The organism is Microbacterium sp. GXF7504 (assembly GCF_054798235.1).
This window is the reverse complement of record NZ_JBSJZI010000002.1, coordinates 247,216-267,727: the sequence shown is the minus strand read 5'-3', so window position 1 is coordinate 267,727 and position 20,512 is coordinate 247,216. Positions and strand designations below refer to the sequence as shown.

The 20,512-nt window shown below is 71.6% G+C and carries 20 protein-coding genes and 1 tRNA gene; 16 read left to right on the top strand and 5 right to left on the bottom strand.

The window, feature by feature from the left end; translation table 11 throughout:
* The first annotated feature begins 26 nt into the window (after positions 1-26).
* The 9 genes from ACWAUO_RS05390 to ACWAUO_RS05350 all read left to right on the top strand — a co-directional run bounded on the left by ACWAUO_RS05390 (position 27) and on the right by ACWAUO_RS05350 (position 9,513).
* On the top strand, positions 27-857 hold the full coding sequence (locus ACWAUO_RS05390) for an MOSC domain-containing protein (RefSeq protein ID WP_460773719.1): 831 nt from the start codon (positions 27-29) through the stop codon (positions 855-857).
* 7 nt (positions 858-864) lie between these two features.
* Positions 865-937 (top strand) — tRNA-Val (locus tag ACWAUO_RS05385).
* Between the two features lie 28 nt (positions 938-965).
* On the top strand, positions 966-1,811 hold the full coding sequence (locus tag ACWAUO_RS05380) for a hypothetical protein (protein WP_460773717.1): 846 nt from the start codon (positions 966-968) through the stop codon (positions 1,809-1,811).
* A 135-nt stretch (positions 1,812-1,946) separates the two neighbouring features.
* On the top strand, positions 1,947-4,673 hold the full coding sequence (aceE, locus tag ACWAUO_RS05375; RefSeq protein ID WP_460773714.1) for a pyruvate dehydrogenase (acetyl-transferring), homodimeric type: 2,727 nt from the start codon (positions 1,947-1,949) through the stop codon (positions 4,671-4,673).
* A 4-nt stretch (positions 4,674-4,677) separates the two neighbouring features.
* Entirely contained in the window at positions 4,678-5,892 is a 1,215-nt protein-coding gene (locus tag ACWAUO_RS05370) for a PucR family transcriptional regulator (RefSeq protein ID WP_460773713.1), read from the top strand.
* Between the two features lie 84 nt (positions 5,893-5,976).
* Positions 5,977-6,897 carry an ACP S-malonyltransferase gene (locus tag ACWAUO_RS05365; protein ID WP_460773712.1) on the top strand — a complete coding sequence of 307 codons (921 nt, stop codon included), beginning with the start codon at positions 5,977-5,979 and terminating at the stop codon, positions 6,895-6,897.
* Positions 6,894-7,898, top strand: a complete 1,005-nt coding sequence (locus tag ACWAUO_RS05360) for a beta-ketoacyl-ACP synthase III (RefSeq protein WP_460773710.1) — start codon at positions 6,894-6,896, stop codon at positions 7,896-7,898. The genes ACWAUO_RS05365 and ACWAUO_RS05360 overlap by 4 nt, the downstream gene beginning before the upstream one ends.
* A gap of 72 nt (positions 7,899-7,970) precedes the next feature.
* Positions 7,971-8,219, top strand: coding sequence for an acyl carrier protein (locus ACWAUO_RS05355; RefSeq protein ID WP_460773709.1), 249 nt, complete (start codon positions 7,971-7,973; stop codon positions 8,217-8,219).
* 55 nt (positions 8,220-8,274) lie between these two features.
* Complete coding sequence (locus ACWAUO_RS05350; RefSeq protein WP_460773708.1) at positions 8,275-9,513, top strand: beta-ketoacyl-[acyl-carrier-protein] synthase family protein; 1,239 nt, start codon at positions 8,275-8,277, stop codon at positions 9,511-9,513.
* A 138-nt stretch (positions 9,514-9,651) separates the two neighbouring features.
* Here ACWAUO_RS05350 and ACWAUO_RS05345 read toward each other — a convergent pair whose 3' ends face one another.
* The gene (locus tag ACWAUO_RS05345; protein ID WP_460773706.1) at positions 9,652-10,155 is read right to left on the bottom strand and encodes a DUF3145 domain-containing protein; all 504 of its coding nucleotides are present in this window, start codon (positions 10,153-10,155) and stop codon (positions 9,652-9,654) included.
* Positions 10,156-10,408: 253 nt separating this feature from the next.
* On the opposite strand from ACWAUO_RS05345, the gene ACWAUO_RS05340 reads away from it, so the two are divergent.
* Positions 10,409-10,882 carry a CAP domain-containing protein gene (locus tag ACWAUO_RS05340; protein ID WP_460773705.1) on the top strand — a complete coding sequence of 158 codons (474 nt, stop codon included), beginning with the start codon at positions 10,409-10,411 and terminating at the stop codon, positions 10,880-10,882.
* Positions 10,883-10,942: 60 nt separating this feature from the next.
* On the opposite strand, the gene ACWAUO_RS05335 is transcribed toward ACWAUO_RS05340, so the two are convergent.
* The 4 genes from ACWAUO_RS05335 to ACWAUO_RS05320 form a co-directional block, all read right to left on the bottom strand.
* Entirely contained in the window at positions 10,943-11,383 is a 441-nt protein-coding gene (locus ACWAUO_RS05335; protein WP_460773702.1) for a GAF domain-containing protein, read from the bottom strand.
* A complete protein-coding gene (locus ACWAUO_RS05330) occupies positions 11,380-12,219 on the bottom strand; it encodes a universal stress protein (RefSeq protein WP_460773701.1) in 840 nt (279 codons plus the stop codon). Before ACWAUO_RS05330 ends, ACWAUO_RS05335 begins: the two co-directional genes overlap by 4 nt.
* A gap of 143 nt (positions 12,220-12,362) precedes the next feature.
* Positions 12,363-13,859 (bottom strand): aldehyde dehydrogenase family protein, encoded by a 1,497-nt coding sequence (locus ACWAUO_RS05325; protein ID WP_460773699.1) that lies wholly within the window; start codon positions 13,857-13,859, stop codon positions 12,363-12,365.
* Between the two features lie 68 nt (positions 13,860-13,927).
* Positions 13,928-14,584, bottom strand: coding sequence for a helix-turn-helix domain-containing protein (locus ACWAUO_RS05320; RefSeq protein ID WP_460773698.1), 657 nt, complete (start codon positions 14,582-14,584; stop codon positions 13,928-13,930).
* A gap of 119 nt (positions 14,585-14,703) precedes the next feature.
* Between ACWAUO_RS05320 and ACWAUO_RS05315 the strand changes: the two genes are divergently transcribed.
* The 6 genes from ACWAUO_RS05315 to ACWAUO_RS05290 are packed head-to-tail and all read left to right on the top strand — an operon-like array spanning position 14,704 to position 20,503.
* A complete protein-coding gene (locus ACWAUO_RS05315) occupies positions 14,704-15,912 on the top strand; it encodes a homogentisate 1,2-dioxygenase (RefSeq protein ID WP_460773696.1) in 1,209 nt (402 codons plus the stop codon).
* A gap of 55 nt (positions 15,913-15,967) precedes the next feature.
* Positions 15,968-17,107, top strand: coding sequence for an ABC transporter substrate-binding protein (locus ACWAUO_RS05310; protein WP_460773695.1), 1,140 nt, complete (start codon positions 15,968-15,970; stop codon positions 17,105-17,107).
* A 34-nt stretch (positions 17,108-17,141) separates the two neighbouring features.
* Complete coding sequence (locus tag ACWAUO_RS05305; RefSeq protein ID WP_460773693.1) at positions 17,142-18,032, top strand: branched-chain amino acid ABC transporter permease; 891 nt, start codon at positions 17,142-17,144, stop codon at positions 18,030-18,032.
* The gene (locus ACWAUO_RS05300; protein WP_460773692.1) at positions 18,029-18,991 is read left to right on the top strand and encodes a branched-chain amino acid ABC transporter permease; all 963 of its coding nucleotides are present in this window, start codon (positions 18,029-18,031) and stop codon (positions 18,989-18,991) included. The genes ACWAUO_RS05305 and ACWAUO_RS05300 overlap by 4 nt, the downstream gene beginning before the upstream one ends.
* The gene (locus tag ACWAUO_RS05295) at positions 18,988-19,803 is read left to right on the top strand and encodes an ABC transporter ATP-binding protein (protein WP_460773690.1); all 816 of its coding nucleotides are present in this window, start codon (positions 18,988-18,990) and stop codon (positions 19,801-19,803) included. Before ACWAUO_RS05300 ends, ACWAUO_RS05295 begins: the two co-directional genes overlap by 4 nt.
* The gene (locus ACWAUO_RS05290; protein WP_460773688.1) at positions 19,793-20,503 is read left to right on the top strand and encodes an ABC transporter ATP-binding protein; all 711 of its coding nucleotides are present in this window, start codon (positions 19,793-19,795) and stop codon (positions 20,501-20,503) included. Before ACWAUO_RS05295 ends, ACWAUO_RS05290 begins: the two co-directional genes overlap by 11 nt.
* Positions 20,504-20,512 lie beyond the last annotated feature (9 nt).

The window sequence follows — 20,512 nt, the reverse complement described above, 5'->3', positions numbered from 1 at the left end:
TCCTCGACCCGGCGACGCATGCCAGCATGGGCGGCATGCATGTGCGCGCGCTGTTCCGCCATCCCGTGAAGGGGCTCACCCCCGAACCGCTCGAGCGGCTGACGGTGCAGGACGACGGCCGTGTGGCGGGCGACCGGGTGCTCGCGTTCCGGTTCGCCTCGGCAGCGGAGCCTGAGCGGCGCGAGGACGGCGCGTACTGGCCGAAGCGCCGCGGTCTCGCCCTCATGGACGTGCCCTCGCTCGCCCGGCTCCGGCTGCGGTTCGATCCGCACACGCTCCGTCTGCGCATCGAGGAGGACCGGACGCTGCTCGTCGAGGACGACCTGTCCGACGAGGGCAGGCGACGGATCGAGGATGCGGTCACCGGGTGGATGCTGGCCGGCCCCGACGCGAAGCACCTCGCGGCTGACGGCGCACTCCCCTTGCGGCTCGTGGGCGACGGGCGCACCTCGCGGTTCCAGGACCGGCCCCGCGGCTACGTCTCGCTGCACGGCGCCGCGTCCGTCGCAGCGGTGGACGCCGCGGCCCCCGCCCCGGTCGACGACCGCCGGTTCCGCTCGAACATCGTCGTCGACGGCACGGCGCCGTGGGAGGAGCTCGACTGGACCGGGCGGGTGCGGGTGGGCGCGATCGAGTTCGAGGTCGTGAAGCGCATCGGCCGGTGCGCGGCGATCATGGCCAACCCGGACACCGGCGTGCGCGACGCCCGCCTCATGCGGCTGCTCACGACCGCGTTCTCGCAGACCGAGCCGACCCTGGGCATCCTGCTCCTGCCGGTCGCCGGCGGCGGTGAGATCCGGGTGGGCGACCCGGTCACGGTCACGGCCGGGGAGCCGGTCGAGCTCCCCGTAGACTGATCCGTACGGGCCTTTAGCTCAGCTGGTAGAGCGCCACGTTTACACCGTGGATGTCGTCGGTTCGATCCCGGCAGGGCCCACCGTCTCCCCCGCGCGTACACTGGCGCCGTGTCCACCGGCACGCCCCGCCGCGCCGCCGCGGTCGTCACCGCGCTGCTCGCGGCGTGCCTGTGCACCGGCTGCGACGAAAGCCCGCCGGCCACGCTCCCGCACGGCCTCGACGCGACCCTCGTGCAGCTGCGTTCCGACGTCGCCGACCGCCGCGCGCAGGTGCGCATCCGCAACGACGGCGACCGGACCGTCACGGTCGGCGAGGTCACCGTGACCGACCCGCGGTTCGAGCCGGCCGCGACCCGCGTCGTCGAACGCACGACCGAGCTGCCGCCCGGCGCGGCCGTCGACATCCGCGTGGCACTGGGCGAAGCCCTCTGCGACGCCCCGGCGACCGGCGCCGCGACCGTGACGCTCGCCCTGCGCACCGAGGGCGGGAGCGAGACCGCGACCGCACCCGTCCCGGAGCTCTTCCCGTTCCTCGAGGCGCTGCACACGGCGGAGTGCCTGCGCGCCCGGGTCGACGCGGTCGCCGACATCGGCATCCAGGGGTTCGAGCCCTCGCCGGCCGGCGAGGCCGCGACGCTCCGCATCCGCGCCGCGGAACGGGATGCCGACGCCGCCGAACTCGTGATCATCGGGGTCCGCGACACGAACCTGCTCACCGTGGACGACGCCCTCCCACCGTCGGTGGTCGAGGGCGAGCAGACGCTCGCCGTGCCGCTCGTCCCGGCCCGGTGCGACCCGCACGCGGTGCAGGAGGACAAGCGCGGCACCGTCTTCCGGGTGGACGTCGAACTCGACGGGACCCCCGGGTCGTTCGACCTCGCCGCATCCCCGGACACCCGCGCCAGGATGCTGAACTGGGTCGCCGACTGGTGCGGATACGGCCCCGGCGCATGAGCGATGTCACGGGTGCGTCCGGTGGTCGCCACAGTCGCTAGGCTGTCCCACGGTGCATTGTGCGTGGCAAACAATGCCTGCACCGATTCGATGGCTGTTTGCTGGCATGACCTGCCAGATGACGAAAGGGCACATGTGACCGTCCACGATCAGGATCCGTATTCGCAAGGGCCCCTCGACAGCGACCCGGACGAGACGTCCGAATGGCAGGAGTCGCTGCAGCAGCTGGTGGATGCGAAGGGCCACGGACGTGGCCGCGAGATCATGCTCAGCCTGCTGAAGACCTCGCGGGAACTGCACCTCGGCGTGCCGATGGTGCCGACCACCGACTACATCAACACGATCGCCCCGGAGAACGAGCCCGAGTTCCCGGGTGACGAGGAGATCGAGCGCCGCTACCGCGCGTGGATCCGCTGGAACGCGGCCATGACGGTGCACCGCGCGCAGCGCCCCGGCATCGGCGTGGGCGGCCACATCTCCACCTACGCCTCGTCGGCCGCCCTGTACGAGGTCGGCTTCAACCACTTCTTCAAGGCCGCGGACCACCCCGCCGGCGGCGACCAGGTCTTCTTCCAGGGCCACGCCTCCCCCGGCATGTACGCCCGATCCTTCCTCGAGGGCCGCCTCACCGAGGCGCAGCTCGACGGCTTCCGCCAGGAGAAGTCCGCCGCGCCGAACGGCCTGCCCTCCTACCCGCACCCGCGCCTCATGCCGGAGTACTGGCAGTTCCCGACGGTGTCGATGGGTCTCGGTCCGATCAACGCGATCTACCAGGCCATGGCGAACAAGTACCTCACGAACCGCGGCATCAAGGACGCGTCCGGATCGCACGTCTGGGCCTTCCTCGGCGACGGCGAGATGGACGAGGTCGAGAGCCGCGGGCAGCTCCAGGTCGCCGCGAACGAGGGCCTGGACAACCTCACCTTCGTCGTGAACTGCAACCTGCAGCGCCTCGACGGCCCGGTCCGCGGCAACGGCAAGATCATCCAGGAGCTCGAGAGCTTCTTCCGCGGTGCCGGCTGGAACGTCATCAAGGTCATCTGGGGCCGTGAGTGGGACGACCTGCTCGCCCGCGACACCGACGGCGCGCTGCTCAACCTCATGAACGTCACCCCCGACGGCGACTTCCAGACCTACAAGGCCGAGAACGGCGCCTACGTGCGCGAGCACTTCTTCGGCCGCGACGAGCGCGCCGCCGCCCTGGTCAAGGACTACAGCGACGAGCAGATCTGGAACCTCAAGCGCGGCGGTCACGACTACCGCAAGGTCTACGCGGCGTTCAAGGCGGCCGTGGAGCACAAGGGCCAGCCGACCGTCATCCTCGCCCACACCATCAAGGGCTACGGGCTCGGCCCGCACTTCGAGGGCCGCAACGCGACCCACCAGATGAAGAAGATGACGCTCGAGGACCTCAAGCACTTCCGCGACGCGATGCACATCCCGATCTCGGACAAGCAGCTCGAGGAGAACCCCTACCTGCCGCCGTACTACAACCCCGGCCCGCAGGACGAGACGGTGCAGTACCTCATGGAGCGTCGCCGCGAGCTCGGCGGGTTCCTGCCCGAGCGCCGGACGCACCACGTGGGTCTCGAGCTGCCGGACGACAAGGCCTACGCGCTGCCGAAGAAGGGTTCGGGCACGCAGGAGGTGGCCACCACCATGGCGTTCGTCCGCCTGCTGAAGGACCTGCTGCGCTCCAAGGACTTCGGACACCGGATCGTGCCGGTCATCCCCGACGAAGCCCGCACGTTCGGCATGGACGCGTACTTCCCGACGGCCAAGATCTACAACCCGAACGGGCAGAACTACACCTCGGTCGACCGCGAGCTGCTGCTGGCGTACAAGGAGAGCCCGCAGGGCCAGCTCGTGCACGTGGGCATCAACGAGGCCGGCGCCCTCGCGGCGTTCACCGCCCTCGGCACGTCCTACGCGACCCACGGCCAGCCGCTCATCCCGGTCTACATCTTCTACTCGATGTTCGGCTTCCAGCGCACCGGCGACGCCCAGTGGGCCGCGGGCGACCAGATGGCGCGCGGCTTCGTGATCGGCGCCACCGCCGGTCGCACCACGCTGACCGGTGAGGGCCTGCAGCACGCCGACGGCCACTCGCTGCTCCTCGCGTCGACCAACCCGGCGACGGTGGCCTACGACCCGGCCTACGGCTACGAGATCGCGCACATCGTGCGCGCGGGCCTCGAGCGCATGTACGGCGGGTCGCACCCCGACCCCGACGTCATGTACTACATCACGGTGTACAACGAGCCGATCGTGCAGCCCGCCGAGCCCGAGGGCGTCGACGTGGACGGCATCCTCCGCGGCATCCACCGCATCGCGACCGGCAGCGGCGAGGGTCCGCGCACCCAGCTGCTGGCGTCCGGCGTCGGTGTGCCGTGGGCGCTCGAGGCGCAGCAGCTGCTGCGCGACGACTGGGGTGTCAGCGCCGACGTGTGGTCGGTCACCTCGTGGTCGGAGCTGCGCCGCGACGGGCTGGATGCGGACGAGCACAACTTCCTGCACACCGAGCAGGAGCCGCGCACGGCCTACATCACCGAGAAGCTGCAGGGCGCCGAGGGTCCGGTCGTCGCGGTCAGCGACTTCATGCACGCGGTGCAGGACCAGATCCGGCCGTGGGTGCCGAACCGGTTCCTCACGCTCGGTGCGGACGGCTTCGGCTTCTCCGACACCCGTGCCGCCGCCCGCCGGTTCTTCAAGATCGACGGCCCCTCCATCGCGGTGCGCGCCCTCCAGGGTCTGGCTGACGAGGGCAAGGTCGACCGGTCGGTGATCGCGCAGGCGATCGAGAAGTACCGCCTGCACGATGTGAACGCCGGCACGACGGGCAACGCGGGCGGAGAGAGCTGACCCGGTGACGACGACGCCGACGCCCGCGGAGAAGGCGGAGACGCTCGCCTGGCTCAGGCGGATCTCCGGCGACCTCGCCACGGCGACGATCAAACGACTCGAGGACACGCTGCCCTGGTATGCGGGAATGCCGCCAGGGCGGCGGTCCTCGGTCGGATTGGTCGCGCAGGCCGGCATCACCGCCTTCATCCAGTGGTACGAGGACCCGTCCTCGACCCCCTGGATCGCGGCGGACATCTTCGCCGCGGCACCGCGCGAGCTGCTCCGCAGCGTCAGCCTGCAGCAGACGCTGCAGCTGATCCGCGTGACCGTCGAGGTCACGGAGGAGCGCGTCGCGGGCCGCGGCGAGGACCTGCGCGAGGCGATCCTGCTCTACTCCCGCGAGGTCGCGTTCTCGTCCGCCGACGTCTACGCTCGCGCGGCCGAGGCGCGCGGACTCTGGGATGCGCGCCTCGAGGCGCTCGTGGTGGACTCGATCCTCACCGGCGAAGCCGACGAGGAGCTCCCGAGCCGCATCGCCGCGCTGGGCTGGCACGGTCACGGCGAGGTCGCGGTGCTCGTCGGCACGACACCGCCGCAGTTCGACGTCGACCATCTGCGCCGCATGGCGCGCAAGCTCGGGGTCGACGTGCTGGTCGGCGTGCAGGGGTCACGACTGGTGCTCGTCATCGGGCGCACCGATCAGGGCGCCGGCGGCGAGGAGAAGACGGAACTGCCCTTCCCCGAGATCGCACGACGCCTCGAGCCGGGCTTCGGCACCGGCCACCTCGTGCTCGGTCCCACCGTCCCGGCGCTCGTGGATGCGGGCCAGAGCGCCCGCGCGGCGCTCGCGGGCTTCGCGGTGGCGCGCGCCTGGCGCAACGCCCCGCGTCCGGTCGAGGCGGACGACCTGCTGCCCGAGCGCGCACTCGCGGGCGACGCCGCCGCACGGCACACGCTCGTCGAACGGATCTACCGACCGCTCCGCGCCCACAGCGCCGACCTCGTGACGACGCTGTGGAGCTACCTGGACAACGGGCGCTCGCTCGAGGCGACCGCCCGGGAGCTGTTCGTGCACCCCAACACGGTGCGCTACCGGCTGAAGCGCGTCTCCGACGTCATCGGGTGGGACGCCACCGGTCCCCGCGAGGCGCTCATCCTGCAGACCGCCCTCATCCTCGGCGCGATCGGCACCGACGCCACCCGCAAGCGCCCCGCAGCGACACGCCGCCCCCGCTGAGTTTGTGCCGAGGTCACAAAGCATCCGCGTGATTCTGTGCCGTCGTCGCCAGACCATGCCGCCGATCGTTGGCAGGATGGAACGGTGATCATCGGCGCATTCCCCGGTCAGGGCTCGCAGACCCCCGGGTTCCTCTCCCCCTGGCTCGACCTCCCCGGCGCACGCGATCTGCTCGCCGCCTACGGCGAGGCGGCCCAGGTCGACCTCATCGCCGCCGGCACTGAGTGGGACGCCGACGCCATCCGTGACACGAAGGTGGCGCAGCCGCTCATCGTCGCGGCGAGTCTGGTGTCGTGGTGGGCGCTCGCGCAGCGCACCGACCGCGCCTTCGACGGCGTCGCCGGCCACTCGGTGGGCGAGATCGCCGCACTCGTCGCCGCCGATGTGCTCACCGCCGAGGACGGGATGCGGCTCGTGGGCGTCCGCGGTCGGGCGATGGCCGACGCCGCGGCCCTCGAGGAGACCGGCATGGCCGCGGTCGTCGGCGGCGTAGAGGCGGACGTCCTCGCGCGACTCGCCGAGCTCGACCTCACCCCCGCGAACCACAACGGCGGCGGGCAGATCGTCGCCGCCGGCGCGACCGGCGCCCTCGCCGAGCTCGCCGCATCCGGCCCCCGCGGTGCCCGGGTGATCCCGCTGCAGGTGGCCGGCGCCTTCCACACCTCGTACATGGCGCCCGCCGTGCAGACCCTCGCGGATGCGGCGGCGGCGCTCGCACCCGCGGACCCGACCGTGCGGCTCTGGACGAACGCGGACGGCACCGTCGTCGACTCCGGCGCCCGTGCCCTCGAACTGCTCGTCGGCCAGGTCGCCTCACCCGTCCGCTGGGACCTCTGCATGGCCTCGTTCGCGGACGGCGGCGTCGCCGGCATCGTCGAGTTCGCGCCGGCCGGCACCCTCGTGGGCCTGGCCAAGCGGGCGCTGCGCGGCGTACCGTCGGTCGCGGTGCAGACGCCCGACGACCTGGATGCGGCCGCCGCGCTGCTGAGCGAGGAGAACGCATGAGCACCCCAACCCTGAAGCAGACCTCCGGCCCGGCGTTCACCCGCATCTACTCGTACGGCGCGGCGCGCGGCGAGAACGCCGTCACGAACGACGAGCTGGTCGCGCCGATCAACTCGAGTGACGAGTGGATCCGGCAGCGGACCGGCATCGTCACGCGGAAGCGCGCCGTGCCGACCACGTCTGCCACCGACCTCGCCACCGAGGCCGCGCGCGAGGCCATCGAGCGCTCCGGGATCCCCGCCGACCAGATCGACCTGGTCATCGCGGCGACCATCAGCAACGTGCGCCAGACCCCGTCCATGTCGGCGGTCGTCGCCGACCGCGTCGGCGCGAACCCCGCCGCCGCCTACGACTCGAACGCCGCATGCGCCGGGTTCGCCTACGGCATCGCACAGGCCGACGCACTCATCCGCACCGGTGCCGCCCACTACGCGGTCGTCGTCGGCGCGGAGAAGCTCTCCGACGTGGTCGACCCGACCGACCGGAGCATCTCGTTCCTCCTCGGCGACGGGGCGGGCGCCGTCGTGATCGGCCCGAGCGAGACCCCCGGCATCGGCCCCACGGTCTGGGGCTCGGACGGCTCGAAGGCCGACACCGTCGGCATGAACGCCACCCTCACCGAGTTCCGCGACGGCGCGGCACCCTGGCCGACCCTGCGGCAGGACGGCCCCTCGGTGTTCCGCTGGGCGGTGTGGGAGATGGCGAAGGTCGCCCGCAAGGCCATCGAGGCCGCGGGCATCGAGCCGTCCGACCTCGCCGCGTTCATCCCCCACCAGGCGAACATGCGCATCATCGACGAGTTCGCGAAGCAGCTGAAGCTCCCCGAGACCGTGGCGATCGCCCGCGACATCGAGACCACGGGCAACACGTCCGCGGCGTCGATCCCGCTGGCGGCGCACCGGCTCCTCGAGGAGCACCCCGAACTCAGCGGCGGCCTCGCCCTGCAGATCGGGTTCGGCGCCGGCCTCGTGTTCGGCGCGCAGGTGGTCGTGCTCCCCTGAGCGCGGCGACCTCCGCCCTAGACTGATTCGCGGTGTCCCGCCGCTCCCCTACCCAACCTGAAGGAGAAACCCATGGCCCTTTCGACTGACGAGGTGCTCGCCGGACTCGCCGAGCTCATCACCGACGAGACCGGCATCTCGGCCGACGAGGTCGCGCTGGAGAAGTCGTTCACCGACGACCTCGACATCGACTCGATCTCCATGATGACGATCGTCGTCAACGCCGAGGAGAAGTTCGGCGTCACCATCCCCGACGACGAGGTCAAGAACCTCAAGACCGTCGGCGACGCCGTCAGCTTCATCACCTCGAACCAGGCGTGACCTGACGCGGTGGGGGCGTCCGCCCCCACCGCTCGACCACATTCAGAGAGGGACCATGACCACCTCCCGCATCGTCGTGACCGGTATCGGCGCGTCCACCCCGCTCGGCGGGACCGCCCCCGAGAGCTGGTCCGCCCTGCTGAACGGCGTCTCCGGCGCCCACACGCTCGAGCACGACTGGGTCGAGGAGTACCAGCTCCCCGTGACCTTCGCCGCCGAGGCGATGGTGCGCCCCGACACGGTGCTCGATCGTCCCGTCGCCAAGCGCCTCGACCCGGCCTCGCAGTTCGCGATGGTCGCGGCGATGGAGGCGTGGGCGGACGCCGGTTCCCCCGAGGTCGACCCGGTTCGTCTCGGCGTCGACTTCGCCACCGGCATCGGCGGTGTCTGGACCCTCCTGGATGCGTGGGACACCCTGCGCGAGAAGGGCCCTCGCCGGGTCATGCCCATGACGGTGCCGATGCTCATGCCGAACGCGGCGGCCGGCAACCTGTCCCTCCACTTCGGTGCGCGCGCCTACGCCCGTACCGTGGCCAGCGCGTGCGCGTCGAGCACGGAGTCGATCGTCAACGCGATCGAGCACATCCGCGCCGGGTACGCCGACGTCGTCATCGCCGGCGGCACGGAGTCCGCGCTGCACCCGATCACCCTCGCCGCGTTCGCGTCGATGCAGGCGCTGTCCAAGCGCAACGACTCGCCGGAGACCGCGTCGCGCCCGTGCAGCGTCGACCGCGACGGCTTCGTCATGGGCGAGGGCGCCGCGGCGCTCGTGCTCGAGACCGAGGAGCACGCACGTGCCCGCGGTGCGAAGATCTACGCCGCCGTCGTCGGCGGCGGCGTGACCGCGGACTCGTACCACATCACCGCGAACGACCCCGAGGGCCGCGGTGCCGCGCACGCCGTGCGTCTCGCGCTGCAGATGGCCGACGCGTCGCCCGACGACGTCACGCACATCAACGCGCACGCCACCTCGACCCCGGTCGGCGACCCCAACGAATACCAGGCGCTGAAGGCCGTGTTCGGCGACCGCATCGACGAGATCCCGGTCTCCGCGACGAAGGCCTCGACCGGCCACCTCCTAGGCGGCACCGGCGCGCTGGAGGCGGTGTTCACGCTCAAGGCCATCCAGGAGCGGACCGCTCCCCCGACCATCAACCTCACCGAGCAGGACCCGGAGGTGCCGTTCCGCATCTCCGGCACCCCGACCCCGCTCGGCGACGGCCCTCAGCTCGCGATCAGCAACTCGTTCGGCTTCGGCGGCCACAACGCCGTCGTCGCGTTCGCGAGCGTCTGACCCGCGGACGTCGGAAGGCCCCCGGACCGTGAGGTCCGGGGGCCTTCCCTTTTCCGTACGGGCGGTCGACGTTGTCCCAGTCGCCGGGAATGGACATCCGGCATCCGGTACCCGCGCCGATGGCGCCCGGGTCTTCGGTCAGCCCACCTTGTGCAGCCAGACGACGGGGGCCTCGCCGGAGGCGTGGCGGAACGGCTCGAGTTCCTCGTCCCACGCCGCACCGAGCGCGACGTCCAGCTCCCGGCGGAGTTCGGCGAGGTCGGCGCCCGCGGTCTCGAACGCCGAGCGGATGCGGTCCTCACCGATGACGACGTTGCCCGCGCTGTCGGTCTGCGCGTGGTGTACGCCGAGGCCCGGCGTGTGCATCCACCGGCCGCCGTCGCTGCGCGGCGTCGGATCCTCGGTGACCTCGTAGCGCAGGTGCTCCCAGCCGTGCATGGCGCTCGCGAGCGCCGCGCCGGTGCCGGCGGGTGCCTCCCAGTAGAACTCTGCCCGTCGCGCACCCGGGAGGACCGGCTGGTCGTCCCAGTCGAAGTTCACCGCGCGTCCGAGGGCACGCCCGATCGCCCACTCGAGGTGGGGGCACAACGCCCGTGGCGCCGAGTGGATGAGCACCACTCCGCGCGCCATGTGTCCAGCCATCACCGCTCCGTTTCCTTCAGGTACGTCTTCCCCTACGACCTGTCGGCATGCGGTGCTGTGCAGTTGTTGCGCCCATTATCGCCCGGAGCGCCCGGAACGACAAGGGTGTCGTTCCGGGTGTCGCGGACCCGGGAAGGCCCGCGCACGTCCAGGCCCCTCACACGTCACTGTGCGGCCACGCCCAGCGGGGCGTGCACGACGGCACGTACCGTGGCGGGCTTGTGTGATCCCCGGGCGACAGAAAGGAACGAACATGCGCACGATGACGAAGCGGACCGCCCTGACCACCGCCACCGCCCTGGCACTCTCGCTCTCGGCGTTCGGCGGGACGGCCGCCATGGCGGCGACGCCCACCGTGACCGGGGCCCCGGTCGCATCCCACGCGGTCTCGGCCGCGGCGCCGGCCGACCTCGGCGCTGCACGGCAGGTGATCCTCGATGAGACCAACGCCGCCCATCAGGCGAACATCCTCCAGGCCGAGACCACCCACATCGGCATCGGGTACGCCCTCGGGGCCGACGGCCGGACGTACTTCACCCAGGACTTCGCCGCGTACCCCGCCGCCGTCCGTCCCGGCACCGAGCAGCCGGCAGCCGAGCAGCCCGCCCCTGAGCAGCCCACCCCCGAACAGCCGGCGTTCGACCGTGACCGGCTGCTGCAGGAGATCCGCGACCGGATCGCGTCGAGCCGACACCCGTTCGCGATGGAGATCGCGGCCGCGATCTGACGATCGGGCACGACACGGAGCCGGGGCGCACACGCGCTCCGGCTCCGTCACGTCCGGCCTTCAACCGTCGAACAACGCGGCGGTCCGGGCGCCCACCTCGGGATCGTGGATCCGCTGCCAGTTCCGACCGCCGCGCGCGAACGTCGCGCGCACGGCCGCGGGCGCGTCGTGGGCGGAGACGGGCTCGTCACGCCACGCGCACGGCCTGACGTGCACCAGGTCCACCCGTCGCGCGTCGGGGTCGTCGTCGCGCCGCACTGGGCCGTCCAACCGCCCGACCCACAGCATCCCGTCGGCATCCCGCGTCCAGACGTAGGAACCGTCCGGGGCGGCGGCGAACCGTGCGCGCCGCGCCTCGAGTCGGGCCGCCTCCGGGCCCGACGAGGCCCGCTCGCCCATGCCGCACACCCCGAGGCGGAGCGCCCGCTCGACCGTCGCGCCCTCGTCGATCCCGCTGTCCCGCGAGCGCATCGGCGCCCGGAAGACGTGCGGCTCGCTCACCCGGCGGCCTGGGCCGGGACCGGGACGATGCAGACGGGCGAGCGCGTCTGCCAGAGCACGTCCTGCGCGATGGACCCCGTGAACCCCCCGGCGAAGACGCCGTGATGGTGGGTGCCGATGACGATGAGCGCGCTGCCCTCCGCGCCGCGCACCAGCGCCTCCGCGGGCGTGGCACGGACGAGGTCGCTCCGGATGCGGACCCCCTCGAACCTACGGCGGAGGTCGCCCACCGCATCGTCGAGGAACGCCCGGTGGTCCTCGATCACCGGCCGCGGACCGGTCACGAGCGAGGCGGGCCCGTCGACGGCGAAGTCCGGGTCGTGCCAGGCGTGCACGACGCGGAGTGCGCATCCGGCCGCGCCGGCCTCCGCCGCCGCGACGACCAGCGCGTGCGTGGACGACTCGTCCGCCGCGAGCCCGACCGCCACGTCGCCCTCCGCGTCCGCCGCGCTCCACCCGGCGGGCACGACGCACACCGGCACGGTGGAGCGTGCGGCGACGCGCAACGGCAACCAGCCGCCGAGCGCTGCCGCGAGCGGCCGGTCGGGGTCGATGCCGATGACCAGCAGATCGGCGTCGCGCGCGACGGCGGTCAGGACCTGCGCGGTGCCGCCCCTGACCTGTCCGACGTCGACCGCGACGTCCGGCACGGCGCCGCGGAGTCGTTCCTCGGCGTCACGCAGCACGTGCGCGGCGGTCTCGCCGTCGCGGGCGAGGCGCCCCAGCACGTGCACGACCTGTACGCGCGACGGGCGGCGGGCGCATCGCGACGCAGCCCAGTCCAGCGCCGCCCGCGACGCGCGGCCTCCGTCCACCCCGACGACGATGCGCTCCATGACCACCCCTTCGTCCTCGTCGACAGTCGAAGGGTAGCGCGACACGGCGCGTGCGTCTGCGCGGGCGTCACCTCCCGCATCCGCTCGCCTGTCGCGACGGGCGCCGAAACGGCGCACCATGCGACAGGCGAGCGGGGCGTGCCTCAGAAGAGGAGCTGGACGCTCTTCTCCTCGGTGTAGGACTCGATGCCGGCGGGGCCCAGTTCACGACCGATGCCGCTGCCGCCACGGCCGCCCCACGGGGTGGTCATGTCGGGCATGCCGTAGCCGTTCACCCAGACGTTGCCCACGCGCAGGTCGCGGATCGCGGCGTGGGCACGGTGCAGGTTCTCGGTGAACACGATCGCGTTGAGCCCGAACGGGGTGTCGTTGGCCATGCCGATCGCCTCGGCGTCGTCCGAGAACGGGATGATGGTGGCCACCGGCCCGAAGATCTCCTCCCGGGCGATGCGGTGGTCCTGCCTGCCGATGAAGACCGTCGGCTCGACGAAGTAGCCGGGACCGTCGACGAGCGACCCACCGGTGAGCAGGGTCGCGCCCTGTTCCCGCCCGACGTCGAGGTAGCCGCCGATGCGGCGGTGCTGCTTGCGGTTGATCACCGGGCCCATCCCGACGGACGGGTCGAACGGGTCGCCGAGGGTGATGCCCTGGGCGTGCTCGACGAGGCCCTGCGCGACGGTGTCGACGAGCGATTCGTGCACGTACACGCGGGTCCCGGCCGCGCAGACCTGTCCCTGGTGGAGGAAGTTCGCGATCGCGATCCACGGCATCGCCGCCTCGACGTTCGCATCCGGGAACACGATCTGCGGGTTCTTGCCGCCGAGCTCGAGCGTGACCTTCCGGAACTGTCCGCCGGCGTGGTTCGGCATGAGTGCGCCGACCTCGGGACTGCCGGTGAACGTGAGCTTCGCGAGCCCGGGATGCGTCGCGAGCGCCGCGCCGGCGGTCTCACCGAGCCCCGGCACGACGTTGAACACGCCGTCCGGGACGCCCGCCTCGGCGAGGATCTCAGCCAGACGCAGGATCGACAGCGCGGCGTCCTCCGGCGGCTTGATCACGACCGAGTTGCCGGCCGCGAGGGCGGGCATGATCTTCCAGCCGGCGACGACGATCGGGTTGTTCCAGGGCGTGATGGCCCCGATGACGCCGAGCGGTTCGCGCAGGGTGAAGTTCAGGCGATTGCGCCCGCCGTAGTCGGCGAGCGGGGTCGAGACGCCGTAGAGCTTGTCGGCGTACCCGGCGTAGTACCGGGTGGTCGCCAGCAGCGACGGCAGGTCGCCGTAGACGCCGTTCGTGTAGAGCTTGCCCACCTCGAGCGTCTCGACCGCGGACAGGTAATTGCCCTCCTGCTCGATGAGGTCTGCGGCGCGGAAGAGGATGCGGCCGCGCTCGGCGCCGCCGAGCTCCTTCCAGCCGCTGTGGTCGAACGCGTGCTGGGCGGCGCGGACGGCGTCGTCCACGTCGCGGGGGCTCGCGTCCGCGATCTCGCAGATCGGTTCCTCGGTGACGGGATTCACCGAGACGTAGGTCGCGCCGCCCTCGGCGTCGCGCCAGCGTCCCCCGATCCAGAGCTTGCGGTTCGGCAGTCGTGTGGGTGCGGCCGCTCCATCGGCGGCCGCGGTGGCGGTGTAGTCAGACACGGTCAACTCCGTTGTTGTCGGTGACGGGTGACCACACTCTACCCACAACCCCGCATGTTAGGAAAGTGTTACTGCATATCGGACGCGTCTCGCGCGAACTGCGCAGCCAGCCGACCGGCGGATGCGGCGAGGATCTCCCGCATCCGGGGCGACTCCTGGCCGGCGAGCGTCACGAGCCCGAGGGCCGCGGGTGGACCGTCGACCGTCGGCAGCGCCGCGACGAGTCCGTGCGCACCCGGGATGAGCTGCCCGACGCTCTCGAAGATCCCGGACTCCCCGCGCTCGGCGGCGGTGATCGCGTCACCGAGCGCGCCGCGGTCGCGAGGGGTGCGGGCGCCGACGCGGTAGGTCAGGTGGTAGGTCGTGAACGGGGGTTCCTCGACCGCCACCGCGAGGATCTCGTCACCGTCGAGGACGGAGAAGTGCGCGGTCGCGCCCGCCTCGCGGGCGAGTTCGACGAGCACGTCGCGGGTGGACTGGCGGATGGCACCCAGGACGTGCTCGGTGAGCGCGAGGGAGCCGGCGGCCATGACGACGGTCCCGGCGTCGGTACGCCGCACCAGCCGGTGCGCGACGAGCGTGGAGATGAGCCGGTAGACGATCGTCCGGGACAGGCCGAGCTCGGCGGCCAATTGCGTCGGCGTGTGCCCGTGCGGCGAGCTGGCGATGAGCTTCAGCACGTCCAGCCCACGGCTGAAGGTCTGCGAGGTCTCGGATTCGGCCATGACGCGATCCTAGGGCGCCGGTCGGCTCTCGCGGTGGAACGACCGCCGGAAGTGGTTCTCGACATACGGACGTTCGCATCCTATAGTCGGACGCATTCGCGACAGAGAGGTCGAGGGACATGTACTACCGCACCGTGGGTCTGGTACCGCCGACACGGCACACGATCGCGTACGCCGACGACGGGAGCCCGCTGTTCGAGGAGATGATCGGTGAGGAGGGGTTCTCCGGTTCGGCGTCGCACCTGTACCACCTGGGGATCCCGGCCAACCTCGTCGACTCCCGCGAATGGGCGCTCGGCGACCTGCGCACGGTGCCGAACGCACCGCTGCGCCCGCGCCACTTCCGGCTGCCGTCCCTGTTCGCCGACGGTGCGACGGGCAACGACGCGGTGCGGCACCGCCGGCTCGTGCTCGCCAACGACGACGTACGGATCAGCTACGTCGTGGCCGACACCGCCTCGCCGCTCTACAGCAACGGCATCGGCGACGAGGTCGTCTACGTCGAGCAGGGCGAGGCGGACGTGGAGAGCGTCTTCGGCACCCTGCGGGTGCGCCAGGGCGACAACGTCGTGGTGCCCCGCGCCACCATCCACCGCTGGGTACCCGTCGACGACCCCGTGAAGCTCTACTGCGTGGAGGGCACCGGGCACATCGAGATCCCGCGCAAGTACCTCAGCCGCATCGGCCAGTTCCTCGAGGGGTCCCCCCTCACCGAACGGGACATGCGCGGGCCGGTCGGACCGCTCCTCGCGCCCGACGGGCTCGTCGACGCGGACACCGAGGTGTACGTCAAGCACGGCACGGGCGCCGAGGTGCTCGGCTCGGTCGTGGTCTACGACCACCATCCGTTCGACGTCGTCGGCTGGGACGGCTACCTCTACCCGTACGCGTTCAACTACCGCGACTTCTCCCCCGTCACCGGCAAGATCGTGCAGCCGCCGCCGACCTATCAGGTGCTCCAGGGACACAACTTCGTGGTCTGCAACTTCGTGCCGCGGATGCTGGAGTACGGCCCCGGCGCGATCACCGTGCCGTACTACCACTCGAACGTCGACGCCGACGAGGTCATGTTCTACTACGCCGGCGAGACCGCCGCCAGGAAGGGCACCGGCATCGCGAACGCCTCGGTGTCGCTGCATCCCGCCGCGTACACCCACGGTCCGACCCGTCAGGCGTACCTCGACTCGGTCGGCGCGACCGAGAGCCGCGAGATGGCGTTCATGGTCGACACCATGCACTCGCTGCGGATCGGCGAGGGGGCCCTCGCCACCGACGACGACGCCTACCCGTGGACCTGGGCGGGCCGGCGCGGCCCCGCCGACGGCTGACCCGCCGATCCCCGGCACCCCGACGCACCACCCCAGCTGATCAAAGGAGATCACGATGCGACGCACGACCCTGGCCGCGGCGGCTCTCGCCGCGGGAACCGCCCTCATCCTCGCCGGCTGTGCGGGCACCGCCGGCGACACCGGCGACGCCGAGCCGGCCGCCGCCGAGGAATACACCGTCCTGTGGATCAACCCCCTCAGCGGCGCCTCCGCCGCGTTCGGCGAGGCGTCCCGCGGGGCGGTGGAACTCGCGCTGGAGGACATCGCCGCGGACGGCGGGATCGACGGTGCCGAGCTGCGCGTGGTCTACGAGGACAACGAGCTGCTGCCGGAGGCCTCGATCACCGCCTACCAGCGCGGCATCGCCGACGACCCGGTCGCGGTCATGACCGCCGGCAGTTCGGTGGTGCTCGCGCTGCACCCCCTCGCCGAACAGGACGAGATCATGATCGCGAACGTCGGCGCCCAGTCGCCCGCGCTCATCGCCCCGGACGTGCCGTTCGTCTACAACTTCATCCCGACCTCGGCCGCCGAGGCGGAACGGCTCGCGGAGCGCCTCGTCGACGACGAGGGCGTGGAGAAGGTCGCGGTCCTCGCGACCGACAACGACTACGGCAAGGACACCGCGGCCGCGTTCGAGGCCGCGTTCGAGGCCGAGGGCGGCACCGTCGCGGCGCACGAGATCCACGATCTCGGGGCCACCGACATGCGCACCCAGCTCACCAAGATCAAGGCCGGCGACGCGGAGGCGCTCGTCGTCGTGTCGAACGTGGGCGAGGTCGGCTACGCCGTCGCCCAGGCGAAGGAACTGGGGCTGGACCTGCCGCTGTACGGGTTCACCTACGCGCTCTCCCCCGACAACTTCGAGATCGCCGGCGACGCGATGAACGGCCTGAAGGGCGTCGCCGTCTCCTTCCTCGCCGACAACGAGATCGCGGCGAGCTTCGCGGAGCGGTACGAGGAGGCGTACGGCACCTGGCCGAACGTCACCGCGGCCGTCTCGTACGACACCACGATGATCCTCGCCGACGCGCTCCGGGCGGTGGGCGCCGACCGCGCCGCGCTCATCGACTACGTCTCGAAGGTCTCGGACTACGAGGGCGTGCTCGGCACCACGAAGATGACGAAGGAACGGCAGTCCTCGTTCCCGCTCAACGAGTACGTGGTCGAGAACGGCGAGGTCACGGCCTGGTGACGGCCTCGGATCCGAGACGGGAGGAGGTCGGCGGATGCTGATCGACCTGCTGCTGACCGGCCTCATGGACGGCGCACGCATCGGGTTGGCCGCGCTGGGCTTCGCGCTCATCTTCTACACGACCAAGCAGCTGCACTTCGCATACGGCGCGCTCATCGCCGCCTCCGCGTACCTGTGCTTCGCGCTCGTCGTGCGGGTGGGCCTGCCGTTCGCCGTCGCCGCGCCCGTCGCCGTCGCCTTCGGGGCGGCGGCGGGCGCGGCGGTCCAGCGGTGGCTCTACCGCAGGCTGGACAACCACCTCGCCGTGCTGCTGTTCAGCTTCGGACTCGCGATCGTCCTGGAGAACGTGCTCCACATCCTCTTCGGCTCGAGCGACAAGGTCCTGCCGGCGGGACCGCTCACCGAGTCGGTCGTCGTGCTCGGCGCGTACTTCCGGGTGATCGACTTCGTGACGGTGGGGCTGTTCCTCCTCGCCTGGGCAGGCCTCTGGTTCATGCTCGAGCGCCGCCGGGTGGGCCTCGCGATCCGCGCGGTCATGCGCGATCCCGACATGGCCTCGCTCGCCGGCATCCGCACCCGCCGGATCACGGTGCTCGCCTTCGCGATCGGCTCCGCCATCGGCGCCTGCGCCGGCATCATCGCGGTCACCCGTACCGGCATCCGTCCCGGGTCCGGATTCGACCTCATGCTGTTCGCGTTCATCGTCACGCTCCTCGGCGCCGGGCGCCTCAACGCGGTCGCCGGCTGGAGCATCGGGCTCGGCGTGTTCATGGCGCTCGTGGCCTGGCCGTTCCCGACCGAGCTGCAGACCCTCTTCGCGTTCGCGGCGATGTTCCTCTACCTGTTCCTGCGGAGCATGGACTGGCCCCGCATCCGTGCCCGGGTGCGCCGCGGCGCCCCCCGGCGGGCGGAGGCGGACGCATGAACTACCTGCTGACCCTCGTGGCGATCTTCGCGATCGGCATCATCCTGGCGATGTCGCTGAACCTCGTCATGGGCTTCGCCGGACGCGTGTCGATGGCGCACGCCGGGTTCATGGGCGTCGGTGCGTACACGGCCGGGTGGCTCGCGGTGAACGCCGGCGTCGACATCGCGTGGGGCATCCTCGTCGCCGCAGCCACGGCCGCGCTCATCGGCTGGCTGTTCGGACTCGCGACCATCCGCATCGCGGGCGACGAGTTCATCCTCGCCTCGTTCGCACTGCAGATGGTGATCGTGGAGGCCATCCGACGGTGGACCGACGTCACCCGCGGCACCTACGGCATGTCGGGGATCCCGAAGCCGGAACTGTTCGGCGTCGCCTTCCGCTCCCCGCCCCTGTTCGCCCTGTACGCCGTGGTGGTGATGCTCGTGTGCGCGGTCATCCTCATGCGGTTGGCGGGGTCGACCTACGGGCTCGTCCTGCGCGGGGTGCGCGAGAGCGAACGCAGCATGGAGGCGCTCGGCACCGACAGCGCGCGGGTGAAGGTGCTCGCCCTCACGATCGCCGCCGCGTTCGCCGGCGTCGCCGGCACGTTGCAGGCGTCGCTCGTGAGCTTCATCCACCCGGACAACTTCTCGATCATGCTGTCGATCGTCATCGTCGCCTACCTCCTGGTCGGCGGGCTCGGGAACATGTGGGGCGCGGCGCTCGGCGCGGTGCTGCTCATCTCGGTCCCGGAACTCATCGCGACGACCGGGCTCATCCCGAGCAACCTCCTCGGGCCGATGGAGCAGATCGTCTACGGCGTGATCCTCATGGCCTTCGTGTGGTTCCGGCCGACGGGCATCATCGCCGAGCGGCCCGTCGTGCACCTCGACCGGATGCTGCGACGCGGCGTCCTGCAGGCGCCCGCCGCCGCATCCGAGACGGTCCTCGCGGCCGGGAACGGAGCACGACCATGACCCCGATCCTCGAGGTGACGCACGCCTCGGTCACGTTCGGCGGACTGCGAGCGCTGCAGGACGTCTCGCTGGAGGTGCCCGAGGGGACGATCACCGCCCTCATCGGACCCAACGGCGCCGGCAAGAGCACGCTCCTCGGCGCGATCTCGGGGTTCACCCGCTTGAGCGCCGGCACCGTCCGGTTCCGCGACGGCGACATCACCGGCATGCGTCCCTCGAAGGCGGTGTCCCTCGGCCTCGCGCGGACCTTCCAGGACCTGGAGGTGATGCAGCGGCTCACGGTCGCCGAGAACGTGCTGCTCGCCCTCCCCGGGCAGCTGTCCACGCGGGCGTCCCGCGTGCTGTTCACCCCGCGCGCCGCCCGCCGTGACCACCGGGCCGCGATGCAGCGCGTCGTGGATCTCCTCGCCGAGGTGGGGTTGCTGCACCGGGCCGACGTGCTCGCGTCGGCGCTCAGCTACGGCGAGCAGAAGCTCCTCGTGGTGGCGCGGCTGCTCGCCACCGGCGCCGACCTGCTCATGCTCGACGAACCCGGGGCAGGGCTCCCCGACGCCGACCTGCACAAGGTGGGCGACGTGCTGCGCCGGGCGGTCGCCGCGGGCAAGACCGTGCTGCTGGTCGACCACAACATGGACCTCATCATGACGTACGCCGACCGGGTGACCGTGCTCCACCACGGGCAGGTCATCGCGACCGGTTCCCCCGCCGAGATCCAGGCCGACCCGCAGGTGATCGACGTGTACTTCTCCCGCAGCCGGGACGAAGCGGATGCGGCGCCCGCCGCGGACGAGGAGGTCCCCCATGAGGCTTGAGCTGCGCGACGTCCACGCCGGGTACGGACGACGCGAGGTGCTGTTCGGCATCTCGATGACGGTGGAGCCGGGGTCGGTCACCGTGATGCTCGGCGCGAACGGTGCCGGCAAGTCCACGACGCTGAAGACCGTCATCGGCGCCGTGCGGCCCACGGCGGGGAGTGTGACCTACGACGGGCGCAGCACCGTGCGGGCCGAGATCGCCGACAACGTGCAGCGCGGCATGGCCGCGGTCCCCGAGGCGGGCGGCGTCTTCCGCGACCTCACCGTGCGGGAGAACCTCGACCTCGGCGCGTTCACCGCGCGCGGCGCGGCACTCCGGCAGGAACGGCTCGACCGCGTGTTCGAGATCTTCCCGAAGCTGCGCGACCGTCTCGGCCAGCGGGCCGGCACGCTGAGCGGCGGCGAGCGGCAGATGCTCGCGATCGGGAGGGCGCTCATGAGCGGCCCCTCATTCCTCATGCTCGACGAGCCGTTCCTCGGACTCGCGCCGGTCGTGGTGGACGACGTCGTGGATGCGCTGGTGCGCATCAACCGCGAGGCGGGGGTCACCCTGCTCGTGGTCGAGCAGAGCGTCCGGATCCTCGACATCGCGAGCCACGCGTACGTGCTGCGCCTCGGCCGCATCCACATCGACGAACCCGACCCCCGATCGCTCATCGACGGCAGCGGCCGCCTCGAGGCGTCATTCATCGGCTGAGCACGCCCC